The organism is Pseudoalteromonas sp. SG45-5, assembly GCF_014164085.1.
Taxonomy (GTDB): domain Bacteria; phylum Pseudomonadota; class Gammaproteobacteria; order Enterobacterales; family Alteromonadaceae; genus Pseudoalteromonas; species Pseudoalteromonas aliena.
In genome coordinates, this window is the sequence record NZ_JACJEM010000009.1 from 62,941 (window position 1) to 76,179 (window position 13,239).

At 38.8% G+C, this 13,239-nt stretch carries 12 protein-coding genes; 4 read left to right on the plus strand and 8 right to left on the minus strand.

What is annotated here, in order from left to right:
* Positions 1-24 precede the first annotated feature (24 nt).
* Genes wecC through galU form a run of 3 tightly spaced genes read right to left on the minus strand, consistent with a single transcriptional unit; the run spans position 25 to position 3,383 of the window.
* Positions 25-1,275, minus strand: a complete 1,251-nt coding sequence (gene wecC / locus H5119_RS04260) for a UDP-N-acetyl-D-mannosamine dehydrogenase (protein WP_182701337.1) — start codon at positions 1,273-1,275, stop codon at positions 25-27.
* 37 nt (positions 1,276-1,312) lie between these two features.
* Positions 1,313-2,446, minus strand: coding sequence for a non-hydrolyzing UDP-N-acetylglucosamine 2-epimerase (gene wecB, locus H5119_RS04265; RefSeq protein ID WP_182701338.1), 1,134 nt, complete (start codon positions 2,444-2,446; stop codon positions 1,313-1,315).
* A 34-nt stretch (positions 2,447-2,480) separates the two neighbouring features.
* Positions 2,481-3,383 (minus strand): UTP--glucose-1-phosphate uridylyltransferase GalU, encoded by a 903-nt coding sequence (gene galU, locus H5119_RS04270; protein ID WP_182701339.1) that lies wholly within the window; start codon positions 3,381-3,383, stop codon positions 2,481-2,483.
* 258 nt (positions 3,384-3,641) lie between these two features.
* Here galU and H5119_RS04275 point away from each other — a divergent pair, with 258 nt between their 5' ends.
* The 4 genes from H5119_RS04275 to H5119_RS04290 all read left to right on the plus strand — a co-directional run bounded on the left by H5119_RS04275 (position 3,642) and on the right by H5119_RS04290 (position 8,280).
* A complete protein-coding gene (locus H5119_RS04275; protein ID WP_077538252.1) occupies positions 3,642-4,340 on the plus strand; it encodes a transglutaminase-like cysteine peptidase in 699 nt (232 codons plus the stop codon).
* A complete protein-coding gene (locus tag H5119_RS04280) occupies positions 4,324-6,330 on the plus strand; it encodes an EAL domain-containing protein (protein WP_077538253.1) in 2,007 nt (668 codons plus the stop codon). The genes H5119_RS04275 and H5119_RS04280 overlap by 17 nt, the downstream gene beginning before the upstream one ends.
* A gap of 22 nt (positions 6,331-6,352) precedes the next feature.
* On the plus strand, positions 6,353-6,901 hold the full coding sequence (locus H5119_RS04285) for a hypothetical protein (RefSeq protein WP_077538254.1): 549 nt from the start codon (positions 6,353-6,355) through the stop codon (positions 6,899-6,901).
* 62 nt (positions 6,902-6,963) lie between these two features.
* Positions 6,964-8,280 (plus strand): O-antigen ligase, encoded by a 1,317-nt coding sequence (locus H5119_RS04290; RefSeq protein ID WP_182701340.1) that lies wholly within the window; start codon positions 6,964-6,966, stop codon positions 8,278-8,280.
* Between the two features lie 411 nt (positions 8,281-8,691).
* Here H5119_RS04290 and H5119_RS04295 read toward each other — a convergent pair whose 3' ends face one another.
* From H5119_RS04295 to tmk, 5 genes are read right to left on the minus strand one after another with little or no spacing between them, the layout of a single operon-like run.
* The gene (locus tag H5119_RS04295) at positions 8,692-10,551 is read right to left on the minus strand and encodes an alkaline phosphatase D family protein (protein WP_182701341.1); all 1,860 of its coding nucleotides are present in this window, start codon (positions 10,549-10,551) and stop codon (positions 8,692-8,694) included.
* 4 nt (positions 10,552-10,555) lie between these two features.
* On the minus strand, positions 10,556-11,335 hold the full coding sequence (locus H5119_RS04300) for a TatD family hydrolase (protein WP_182701342.1): 780 nt from the start codon (positions 11,333-11,335) through the stop codon (positions 10,556-10,558).
* Positions 11,336-11,352: 17 nt separating this feature from the next.
* The gene (locus tag H5119_RS04305; RefSeq protein WP_077538258.1) at positions 11,353-11,679 is read right to left on the minus strand and encodes a PilZ domain-containing protein; all 327 of its coding nucleotides are present in this window, start codon (positions 11,677-11,679) and stop codon (positions 11,353-11,355) included.
* A 12-nt stretch (positions 11,680-11,691) separates the two neighbouring features.
* The gene (locus H5119_RS04310; RefSeq protein WP_182701343.1) at positions 11,692-12,606 is read right to left on the minus strand and encodes a DNA polymerase III subunit; all 915 of its coding nucleotides are present in this window, start codon (positions 12,604-12,606) and stop codon (positions 11,692-11,694) included.
* Position 12,607: 1 nt separating this feature from the next.
* Positions 12,608-13,234 carry a dTMP kinase gene (tmk, locus tag H5119_RS04315; protein WP_077538260.1) on the minus strand — a complete coding sequence of 209 codons (627 nt, stop codon included), beginning with the start codon at positions 13,232-13,234 and terminating at the stop codon, positions 12,608-12,610.
* Between the last annotated feature and the right edge of the window lie 5 nt (positions 13,235-13,239).

A 13,239-nucleotide genomic window follows, 5' to 3' on the forward strand; every position in this document is an offset into this window, starting at 1 on the left:
TTTAAAGGCAATCATCTGAATCTCTTAAACTATACCGCGAGTATCAATGACAACTTTTGAAGCAAATTGTGTTTTATCCGCTGCTTTAAATTGTTTATGATCAACAAGCACGACAATAATATTTGCTTGCTCTAACGCTGAATCAAGAGAGGTAAGTTCGACACCTTTTGACGCTAACTTCTCAGGAAGCTCATGTATATTAGGCTCTACCGCTAATATTTTACCAACATTTTTTGAAGCTAATTCTTGTACGATTTGAAGTGCTGGACTTTCGCGAAGATCGTCTATATCTGCTTTAAATGCTAAACCTAAGCATGCAATAACAGGACGTTTAAACTCGTCGGCCGCTTTAGTTATTTTGCTAATAACATAATACGGTTTAGCGTCATTAGTCAGGCGCGCTTGTTTTATAATATTGGCTTCATCTGGGCAACTCGCTACAATAAACCAAGGATCAACAGCGATACAATGCCCGCCTACACCAGGACCTGGGTTTAAAATATTTACGCGAGGATGACGATTAGCTAACTTTACCAGTTCCCAAACATTAATTTTAAGTTTGTCACATATTACAGATAGCTCATTAGCAAATGCGATGTTTACATCACGAAATGAGTTTTCAGTTAGTTTTGCCATTTCGGCTGTTCTTGCATTAGTAACAATGCATTCACCACGTACAAAAAGTTCGTATAATTTTACGGCTTTTTCACTACATGCTTTGCTCATTCCACCAATTACACGGTCGTTTGAAACAAGTTCTTGTAAGACATAACCTGGTAATACGCGTTCAGGGCAATGTGCAATATTAATATCGGCGGCATCGCCTTTGTCTTGTGGAAATGTTAGATCGGGACGGGCTTCGCTTAACCACTGAGCTAGTTGTTCTGTTGCGCCTACTGGCGAAGTCGATTCTAAAATAACTAAGTTGCCCTTTTCGAGCACTGGTGCAATTGTTTTTGCTGCTGACTCGATATAACTTAAGTCAGCTTTATGATCGCCACTTTCGCTATGTATAAATGGTGTAGGTACCGCCACCATAAACACATCTGCTTTTTCTGGTGTGGTCGTTGCACGTAAATTACCGGTAGACACAACCCCTCTTACGATTATATCTAGATCAGGTTCTACAATATGGATTTCACCTGCATTTATTGTGTCAACTGCTTTTTGGTTTACATCTAAACCAATAACGTTAACCCCCCTTGATGCAATTACGGCTGCTGTTGGTAATCCTATATACCCTAAACCGACTACTGATACTGTTTTAATCGTCATAATAAAATCCTATATAAATAAGTCTGTAAAACGTCTATTACACGTTAAAGTGCTGTTTAATTTTTGAAATAATACGTTCACACGCTTTACCATCACCGTAAGGATTATGTGCGCGACTCATCGTTTCATAATCAGCTTGGTTTGTTAGTAAGTTTTTAACCTCATTAATAATGCGGTTTTTATCTGTTCCAACAAGTTTAACAGTGCCAGCAGCTACGGCCTCTGGGCGTTCGGTTGTGTCACGCATTACTAATACTGGTTTGCCTAAGCTTGGCGCTTCTTCTTGAACACCGCCGGAATCGGTTACAATTATGTGTGCTTTGCTCATAAGGTACACAAATGGTAAGTAGTCTTGAGGCTCGATAAGTTGTACGTTTTTAACATTTTTTAAGATACGGTTTACCGGTTCACGTACATTTGGGTTTAGATGCATTGGATAGAGAACTTGCGCTTCTGGGTGAGCTGTGGCTATTTCAGCAAGGGCTTCACAAATACGCTCAAATCCACCACCAAAACTTTCACGTCGGTGTCCGGTTACTAGAATTAGTTTTTTACTTTCATCTAATTCTGGAAATTTAGCTTGAAGAGTCTGAATTAATGTTTCGTCCGTTTTTACTTTATCAACTACTTGTAATAATGCGTCTATAACCGTGTTTCCGGTGACAATGATGTCATCAGCGTTTACGCCTTCGTTTAATAAATTTTGCTCGGAGGTATCTGTAGGCGCAAAGTGTAGTTTGGTAATTGCTCCCGTTAATTTACGGTTGCCTTCTTCAGGCCACGGAGATGCTAAATTGCCTGTACGTAATCCTGCTTCTACATGCCCGACAGGAATTTGTTGATAAAAAGCAGCTAGGCTTGCCGAAAGTGTTGTACTTGTATCGCCATGAACGAGAATTAAATCAGGCTTGAACTCTTCAAGTATTGGCTTTAAGCCTAAAAGAATATTTGTTGTTACGTCGTACAGGCTTTGCCCCGGTTTCATGATATCTAAATCATATTCAGGGGTAATTTCAAATAAGTCTAACACCTGATCAAGCATTTCTCTGTGCTGCGCTGTTACGCATACTTTTGCTTCGATGCCTTCAGCTAATTTTAATGCTTTAACCAATGGTGCCATTTTAATAGCTTCGGGACGTGTACCAAAAATACTTAATACTTTAATAGCCATGTTATTCCTTAATTTTAACGAATTCATTGTTGTTTTAACTAATGCTTGCAGCCATTAAGCTTTTAACTTGTTTGGTAAATTCTTCACCCATAACACTCGATTGCATTGCATACTCAACATTTGCAAGCATATAACCCAATTTTGAACCACAATCGTGTGACTTACCTTTTAAGTGGTAAGCTTCTAATGGTTCTAGGTGGCGAAGTTGAAGTAGCGCATCAGTAAGTTGTATCTCATTACCAGCACCTGGGGGAGTATATTCGAGTAAATCCCAAATAGCTGGAGAGACTACGTACCGACCTGTAATAGCTAAATTGCTAGGGGCATCGTCGCCAGTAGGTTTCTCTATCATATTTTTAATTATTGCGTTCTCACCTGGCATTATTGTTTTGCCAGCTAGATCAACAACACCATAATTATGGACTTGTTCAGCAGGCACTTTTTCAACCATTATTTGGTTATGGCCCGTTGTTTCGAAGCGAGTGATCATTCGCGCTAAATTATCAGTTTTTAGGTTCGACTTATATTGGTCTATAATCACGTCGGGCAATAAAATTGCGAATGGATTGTTACCCACTATAGGACGAGCTTCTAAAATTGCGTGGCCTAATCCTAATGGGGCTGACTGACGAACAGATATAATAGTAACGCCCCTAGGGACTATTGATCGCACTTCATCTAATAAACTTCGTTTTACACGCGCTTCTAACGTGGCCTCTAGTTCAAAACTAGTATCAAAGTGGTTCTCTATTGAATTTTTTGAAGCATGTGTAACAAGTATTATTTCTTTAATTCCAGCTTGTACGGCTTCATTTACAACATATTGAATTAAAGGTTTATCAACGAGGGGAAGCATTTCTTTAGGCGTTGCTTTTGTTGCTGGTAACATTCTTGTGCCTAGGCCTGCAACTGGTAATACTGCTTTTAATACACTCACTTTAATTCCTTTTTAGTTACTTTAGACAGTAAATAACTTAGGCCACGTAAAAGATAAATACTATCTACTTTACGAGCACCACAACCTTGTGGGCGTGCATTATACACAACACACTAATTCGCTCAATAAAAATAACACCCTTTACGATTGTTTTATGTTGCAAAAATGTTTCAGTGTTGAGTTTTAGCGCTTTTATGAACTACCTTTCTAAAACTAATGCTACTATAATGGCATCGTTTGCTTATTAGGGATTTGCTTGTGCGCTTTGGACTTTGCATTTTTATATTAGTGTCATTTTTGGCTTGCGCACAAGATATGCTTTTGTATTTACGCAACAGTGATATAATCGCCCTTGCTAAGCAACACTATGGTGAACAAGGCCATCGTCGTATACAACAATGGCTCGCTTTTATTGATGAATCGAAAACTGAAAGTGAGTGGCAAAAAATTCATTTAGTTAATGACTTTTTTAATGAAAATATTAAATATAAAACCGATGATGAACTTTGGCTGCAAAAAGATTATTGGGCAACACCACTTGAGAGTTTAGGTGTGGGTATGGGCGATTGCGAAGATTATGTCATTGCAAAGTACTTTACTTTAATTGCCTTGGGAATACCTGAAGATAAAATCAGGTTTATGTACGTGCGTCAACGTACAGTGAATCAGCCTCATATGGTGCTTATCTATTTTGAAAAGCCAAATCAAATTCCTTATGTATTAGGCAATTTCAACACAAAATTATTACCCGCAAATAAGCGCAACGATTTAACCCCTATTTATAGTTTTAATGGTCAAGGGTTATGGTTAGCTAAATCAAAAGGGTTGGGTAATAAGGTTAAGAATAGTCGTGGCGTATCGGCTTGGAACACTATGCTAGAGAGAATTGAGCAAGGCCAGCTTTCTCCTGTTAAAAATAACTATAAAGGAACTACCAGTTATGTCTCTGCTTACTAAAAATGGATTAAGCTTAAAAACCCAAGTTTATGGGCTTATAGTAGCGATCTCGTTTATTTCATTTTTTATACGTATTATTACAGACGTTGATACCACCCGTAATTATTTACAAACTCAAATGGCAAGCCATGCTCAAGATACCGCAACGAGCTTAGGGCTTTCTATATCACCCTACTTAGAAGAAGATAGCATCATGATTGCCCAAACAATGGCAACGGCTATTTTTGACTCTGGGTATTATAATCATATTAAATTTACTGACGCGCAAAGCAATATTGTTTTTGAGCTTGCTAATCCTAAACGGGTCGAATCGGTGCCTGATTGGTTTATAGCTATGTGTAAATTAAATGCCCCGACTATGCAGTCTGAAATCAATAATGGTTGGCTAATGGCAGGTGTGCTTGAAGTAACAAGCCATACGGGGCAATCTTACTTAACACTTTGGCAGCACACTAAACGTAGCTTATACGGCTCATTTTTATTGTTAATGGCATCACTTGCCATCGCATTTTTAATCTTACGTGCTGTGTTCAAACCTTTAAAAGCGGTAGAAGACCAAGCAAAGTTAGTTACTCGCAAGCGTTTTACATTAAATAACGAGATACCAGTTGCCAGAGAACTTCGTACAGTAACTAAAGCTATTAATAACATGGTTATTAATTTACAAAGTACATTTGACTCTTTAACAAAACAAACCCAAGCGCTTACTGAAGAGGTCTATATTGATCAGTTAACTGGTTTTGGTAATCGAAAGTCGTTTGAAAATCACTTTAACTCTGTCGTTGGGAGTATTAGTGAAGACACGCCAATTACAGCGATGATGCTTACACTACCCTCGCTGGCTAATATAAACCAAACCGTAAGCTATCAAGACGGTGACGAACATGTACTTGATGCAGCCGCAACGCTTAAAACTCTTGTTACTGACTTATCGAATACACGAGTATTTAGGTTAAACGGAAGTACCTTTATTATACTTGCTCCCTACGACACTTTATTCTTAAATAAAGCCCGTTTAGAGTTAACCGATGCATTTGGTCAAAAAGAAAATAGCTTACACATTAATGGATTTTCTAATTTAGCACTTATTCAAGTTAATAATGGCTCTTCTATGGGTGACGTTTTATCGTCACTCGATACTGGCTGCACGATTGGTGAAGGCACTAACGTTAATAAAATCGATAAAGATACTTTATTAAGCGTAAATCAATGGCGTGCACTTATTAAATCTATTATCAATTCTGGCGAAGTCAGTTTTTCAGTACAACCTGTTAAGCGAGCAAACTCAAATGACAAGCAATGTTACTTTGAAGTGTTTGCTCACTTTACGCACGAGGGTGAGAAAGTAAATAATGGCCATTTATTCGCCATGGCTGAAAAGTTGAATCTCACTGAAGAACTAGATAAAAAAATAATCCGTAACTTTGTTAATGTTAAAGAGCAACACCCCGATGATATATTTGCCCTGAATATCAGCAAGGCATCATTGTACTCAACCGACTTTATTCAGTGGCTAACACTGTATGCGCAAACCAAAGCTGTACTCAAAAACAACCTATTATTTGAACTGCATGAAATTAGTTTACTTTATAATGTACACGTCGCGTCTTTGCATATTGATGCGATAAAAGAAATTGGTATCAATGTATGTATTGAGCACTTTGGCACTAGTTTAACCTCGTTTAGGTATCTACAAGGTCTTGATGTTGAATATGTAAAAATTGACGGCAGTTATATACAAGACTTAATTACGAATACCCAGAGCCAATTTTTTATTCAAACCGTTAATAACATTTGTCATGGTTTTGGTATCAAAGTAATAACCTGTTTAATCGAAAAGCCAGAAACCTTAAAAATATTAGAAAACTTGGGTTGTGACGGGTTGCAGGGTAATTTAATTATGCCCCCGTCAAAAATCATTAAATTAAATGACGAAAGTGAAAATAAAAAGTTTACTTTCTGTTCGGATGCGATAAAATTTTGCAATTAGTCAGTAAATCAATGGATGAGAAATGAAATCAATTATTTTAGCCGGCCTAGTTGCCAGTGCTTCAGCACTTATAAGCTTACCTACCTATGCACAAACGGATACTGCTGCAAAGGTTCAAAACGAAAGTATGAATAGCTTAATAAATATTTTAAGCAACGTTACGGCGCAAACGTCTCCTGAACAATTAGAAAAAGACTTACTAGAAGCCATTACACGTATTTGTAAAAACAACGAAAAAAATCAGCTAGATGAAACAATCCCTTACGGAAGCTGTTCTCCTGCAAATATTGACGGAATGATTTCGGCTGTTATTGCCTCTTTTGGTGTAGATAGCCCATTAATTTCTAACTTTTTAGCTGCACTGTCTGCCTACGGTGTTGACTCTGATACTATTACCATAGCAGCAATAACAGCGGGTATAGATGCAACCGTAGCCTCTGAAGCAACTGCTGCAGGTCCTGTAGGCACTCAACCTGCACCTCCAGTGATTGTAGCTTTACCAACATTACCTGTGTCTCCTGGCGCAGGCGGTACAGGTGGCGATACTGGAATTTCTGAAGTCGGTAACTAATCGTTACTTAAATAATAATATAAACGCAGCCTTGAGGCTGCGTTTTTGCTTTAGAGTTTATTTTGAATCGTTTCATATTCTTTTGTATCTGCACCATACTATTTTTACTTCCCCTCCCTTTAGGCAGTTATAGGCCTTGGGCTATTTTAGCTATGGGCATTTTAATTGCTGCTACGTTTTGCACTCACTTAGTTAATAGTGTTATGAACGACAAACAAGCGCTTTATCCTCCGTTATACTCTTGGCCTTTATTTAGTGTGCTTGGCGTTGTTGTTTTGGTGTGTGGTATACAGTTATTAGGCACCAGTGTCGATGCTTTTCAAACAAAGCAAATGCTTCTTAAAACTGGCTTTATGATACTGTTTTGCTGGTTAATATTTATCTACTGTAATAATGCTCTTCGAATCAGAAAACTCATTTATGCCATTATTTGTGCGGGTGTATTCCAAGCCTTATATGCCAGTTACTTAAATCTGTCACCCGATATCGTTAGCCCTTTGTTTAGTTATAAGCATACTGATCGTGCAATTGGGACATTTACATACTCTAACTTTTTAGCAAACTATTTATCTCTGTGCTTATGTTTAGGTATTGGTGTTTTGATCAGCGAGTTAAAAAGAAGTAATAGTGATTATAAACAAACTTTTGAGCAAACCATGCGAGCATGGGCTGAAATATTATTAAGTTCTAAAATTATATTGCGAGTGTCTTTAATTATAATTATTGTTGCACTCATTTTAACCCGTAGCCGCATGGGTAACTCGGCCTTTTTTATTGCTCTGATGATAATAAGCGCACTCGCTTTATTTATATACAAACAAAAACCTCGATCATTCAAATTACTTATTGTTAGTTTTTTTATTATTGATTTAATTATCATTGGTGCCATATTTGATGTAGAAAAAGTAAAACAGCGGATCACTGAAACTAGCTTACATTCAGAAACTCGTGACGAAGTAGTTCGCGACTCAATTCCGCTTATATTAGATCATCCGTTTTTAGGCGCCGGCGGTGGTACGTTTTATACCGCGTTCCCTCAGTATCAATCTGAGCCCTACTCTGGCTACTATGATAACGCTCACAATGATTATGTTCAGTTTGCAGCCGAGCTTGGCATACCCGCTACATCACTACTTGGTTTGCTTGTGCTTTATTGTTTATGGTTGTGTATTACGACGATGCGAAAGCGTAAAACGGCGCTATTTCAGGGGGTGGCCTTTGCTTGTGCCACAGCCATAGTCGCGATGCTACTACACTCATCGGTTGACTACTCACTGCAGGCCGGCGCAAATTCAATGCTATTTATCACTATTTTATGCTTAGCAATATTAACCAATAAATTACCTGCACCCAAGCGAAACCGAAAAGAGCATGGTTAAATACAAAGCCAAGTAATTACCTAACATAGAGTGATTAGAAGCTGCGCTTCTAACGCGAGCAAGCTCTGCGTCTACCGCTAAGGTTCAATTTACTTGCGTCTAAAAGCAACGCTTTTATATTTAATCGAACTCGCTGGTATATCAATAATAAATTAACCACCGAGGAGACGGAGAAGAAAAAGAGAAGTAATTTTAGGAGCTAGTAACTGCAAACAAATTTAACTTGATGCGACAACTAACTTGAAAAACTCCGCAGTGGTCAGACCAATTTTTTAAGTAATGAGAAGCTTCACTTCTAACGTGAGCAAGCTCAACGTCTACCGGTAAAGTTTAACACTGTGGTTAAACTCACTTGTAGACGCACAGCTTGCTGGCGTTTAAAATCTACGCTTTTACGTTCATGGATACTTATTAGTTATGCTCTAAATCAAACTCAGTTAAATGCCCGTCGCCATGAATAAGCTGATAGCGGGATAAATTCCCCTGCTCTAAGGTTATTAAACTAATAGCCGAATCACTCACTAAATATTTTTGCCCTTCATCTATAGTTTGGTGTTTATCTACTTCCATATGCCAGCGCTTTGTAAAAAAGTTTAATGGACTTTTTGGACCGTATAAAATGGAGTCGAGCTTATCAAGTACGTTTATAAGTTTACGAGGGAATTCGTTTTTAATGCCACTGGCAGTGAGTTGCCAAATTCGGTTGGGGTGATCACCAAAACGCTTTTGTACCGAAAAACAGAACGAGTAATGTACGTCTCCAGATAGAATAAGTGTTTCGTTTGGTGTGTCTGTGCGTCTAAACGTATCAAGTAATTTTTTAGCCGAGCCTTCGTGTGCCATCCAATTTTCTACGTCAACCATAAGCGGTTGCCCACACATATTAAACATGGCTTGAATCGCTTCTATTGATTTAACACCAAACACGGGGGCGGGCGATACAATAATAACTTGTTCGTGACTTAACAGGCTTTCTTCAAGATCAGTTAAACGCGCCCAATCCAGTAAACCAGACGGTTCGTTAAAGTTTGACTCGTTGCGCCAGCGATGTGTACGGGTGTCTAGCACAACAACTTTAGGTGTTGTAGTTAGTTCGTAATGCCAGTAGTTAAACTCATGTAAGGACTTGTCAAATGCTTTAAATTGCCAAACACCCTCATCAACTAAGCTATCTTTGAACGGTTGTATTAATGCACTTGTTTTAGTGAGTGCATCATTACCTATTCCTTGAAATAACCAATAACTGGCTAAGCCATTGCTCACAATACGTTTACTACTTTTATTTTGACTTATTGCTTGCTCCCACCCAGCAGTAAGATTCCAATCATCCGTGACATCGTGATCGTCAAACATCATCAACGTAGATACATTAGCAAATAACCGCTCTACCTCACTCAAACCTTCTGCATAGTCAATTAGAGCCGTTTTCTCAGCATTGAAAATAGTCTGATTTCTATTATTTTGCCCTGTATATTGCGTCTTCTCTAGATCAACACATGCCCAAGCTGCCGCACTAAAATTCAGCAAATAGAGCGCGATATATTCTTCAAAATAAATAAGGTGATTGTAAGCCTTGACGCTTGAAAAGTGCGGTTCGTCTTTTTTTAACCAATAACCTACGCCTAACTTAGAACGATTTTGCCACGGCGTTTTAGGTAAAAAATGATGCCTATTATAAAGCTGCTCGTTTATATCGCTGGGCAAAGCAAGCTCAAGTGGTTGCTCTTTATATATGCCAAGCTGATCTATTAATTGATAAATAACCAACAACATAGGCCCTGCTACATCATCGGCATACACCTGATCGCCGCTGAGCAAAAGTAGCTGCGCGCCTTGTTCATTCTTACTGCGCTGAGTGTTTTGCCATTTACTTGCCGATACTAAACTATCTTTTGCAGGGTGATGTGCGTTACGACACGAACCATGCAAAATATCAGTCAGTTTATTAGGAATTACAAACGCGGGAGTTGGCTGGTTTTCAAAACACCAAGGAGATAAATCAATGTTCTTACCATCGATAAAAAGCGCATAAGGGAGCTGTGTATCGAGAGGAAACTGCTCGTTTATAGGTTTTATAACAACAAAGTGTAAAAATAAGTGCTCGCCTAGCGCAATACTTTGCTGTTCACTGTAACTTTCGTTATTTATAAGATCTATACGACAATTTGCAGGCTTGGATGTAGCAAACTGAATGCACACACCCGCTTGCTCTGCACGGCGCACCATTGGCCCCATTAGTAAAATAGGAAGTTGCCCCGTTTTAGTCATCATAGGGTTAGCCTTTAGCTGCTAATTTAAATAAAGAGTAAAAATTGTCAGTCGTCGCTTTAGCTAACTCGTTAAAACTAATACCCTTTAATTCACTTATATAATAAGCGACATCTTCTACGTACGCTGGCTGATTAGTTTGCCCGCGATGGGGTACTGGCGCTAAATAAGGCGAGTCGGTCTCTATTAATAAACGATCGAGTGGAATTTTTTTAACAACGTCTTTTAGCTCTACCGCATTTTTAAACGTAACAATGCCTGAAATAGAAATGTAAAAGCCCATGTCTATAGCTTTTTTAGCCATATCCCAATCTTCTGTAAAACAATGTAATACACCGCCGCAATTTTCAGCTTTATGCTCACGCATTAAATTAATGGTGTCGTCGCGTGCATCACGAGTATGAATAATTAACGGCTTTTGCAATTCGTTAGCCACTTCAATATGCCCAACAAAACTAGCTTGTTGCACTGCGTGTGTGTCTTTTGCGTAGTAGTAATCTAGGCCTGTTTCGCCAATCGCAACTACTTTTTCATGCGATGCGAGTTCGGTTAATAATTGTTTATTGAGCGCGTCTTTTTGATCAAGCGGATGAACACCACAAGAGGCTGATACATCAGCATAATGCTTAATTTTATCGAGCATACTTGGAAACTGATCAAGTGTTACGCTTACACATAAAAAATGTTCAATCTTTTTTTCGCGTGCTTTATCAAGCACTTGGTCAAGGTTTAAATCGAGTTTATCAAAATCAAGACGGTCTAAATGGCAATGTGAATCTACTATCAAAATTGAGCCTGTTATTACTACATGGTGTAAGTTGGATTACCGGAGTTTAACATAGTCCCCAGTAGTTTTTCGATCTTGGCATTTAGGTTTGTTTTATCATCTAAAAAGCTAATACCTATGCCAGGCGGGTTTGAACTTTGTGCGCCTTGAGGCGTGATCCACGATACTTTACCGGTGACTACGTCATCCTCTAGTGCATCGGGTAATGTGACTCTAAGCGCCAATGAATGACCCGCTTCGTAGCGCATATTCGTTCGCACAAACAAGCCCCCTTTGTTTAGGTAAGGCATATAACAGCGATATAACTCATCGAGGTCATCTATATCAACTAATAGCTCTTGCATGTTTAGTCCTGTTTATTGATTACGTAATATGTACGCTAATCGCGATACTGCCAGCGATAAATTAAGGCCAAGGATCTTTGTATTATTTTGCAAAAACTCGCTCAGTGCTTGTTGCGCAACTTGATACGCTTCAAAGTTCATACCTTGCAACAGCTGCCGCTTTAATTGCTCACTTAAGAACAAAGTAAATATACGAACAAGCTCAGGCTGTTTATTTATAATATCGACTAACGCTTTGAAATTATGACTTTGTTTAAACTCAGTTGCAAATTTATAGAGCATATCAATACTTTGTAGCTGATTTTGCTCTTGCCACTGCTTTATTTGTAACGGCTGGTTGTAAAAAAGAGGCAACCAGCTATAACCGGTAATTTGCAATGCTTCAAGCCATTGCTGGGCAAGCTGTGTGTTTGTTACTTTTACATCGGTTTTAGCACAACGGCTCAATATAGTCGCTGGAAGTTGCGCAGCTTGGCTTGTGGTCAGTATTAAAAATCGGCTATTACTTGGCTCTTCTAATGTTTTTAATAATGCATTTGCTGCGGCTGTTGTCATTTTTTCACAGTTTTCGATGACAACAACTTTGTTGCCATTTTGCGCTGCAGAGTGATGCATAAAATCACTAATACCCCGAATATCATCTACGCCTATACTTTGCCCATCTACCTGCGTTAAACGTTTATCGGGATGTGTACCCGCGAGCGTTAACGAACAACTCTTACAATGTCCGCACGGGGCTAAAATGCTGTTAGGAGCCGCTGATTGCGCCACTACATTTTGGCACAATAGTGCATTAGCTAACTGATCACTTAACTCAAATTTACCAACACCAATAGGCCCGCAAAATAATTGCGCATGATGAAAGCGATGGCCACGAAAGCTTTGCGCTAAGCGTTGCTCTGTATCGTGTAACCAAGGCAATGCCATGTTATTTTAACCCTTCAAAAAATGTACGTAATACGTTGGTGATATCACGATGCACTTTGTCAATATCTTGATTTGCGTCAACTGTTTGAATTGAACTATCGTCACTAGCAAGCTCAAGGTAACGCATTCGTGTACGTTGGAAAAACTCAATCGCTTCTTGTTCTATACGATCTAACTCACCTCGCCCTTTCGCACGTTCAAGGCCAATAACAGGGTCAATATCAAGGTAAATAGTTAAATCAGGTTTTAGTCCTTTTAATACCATTGACGATAACGACGCGAGTGTATTTGAGCTAATACCACGCCCGCCACCTTGATAGGCTTGAGACGATAAATCATGACGATCCGCAAGTATCCATTTGCCTTGCTCAAGCGCTGGATTAATTACGTTATGCATCAACTGCGAACGTGCCGCATACATAATTAACAGCTCGGTCTCAAATGCAATTTCTTCAGTGTGTTCTGCTTTTACAAGGGTGCGTAGTGACTCGGCTAGCGGTGTACCACCTGGTTCGCGTACGTTTATAAAGTCGATCTGTTTTTTGTTTAAGAAATCTTGGCATAATGAAATTGCCGTAGATTTACCAGCGCCTTCTAGGCCTTCAATGACGATAAATTTTGGTTTCATAAAAA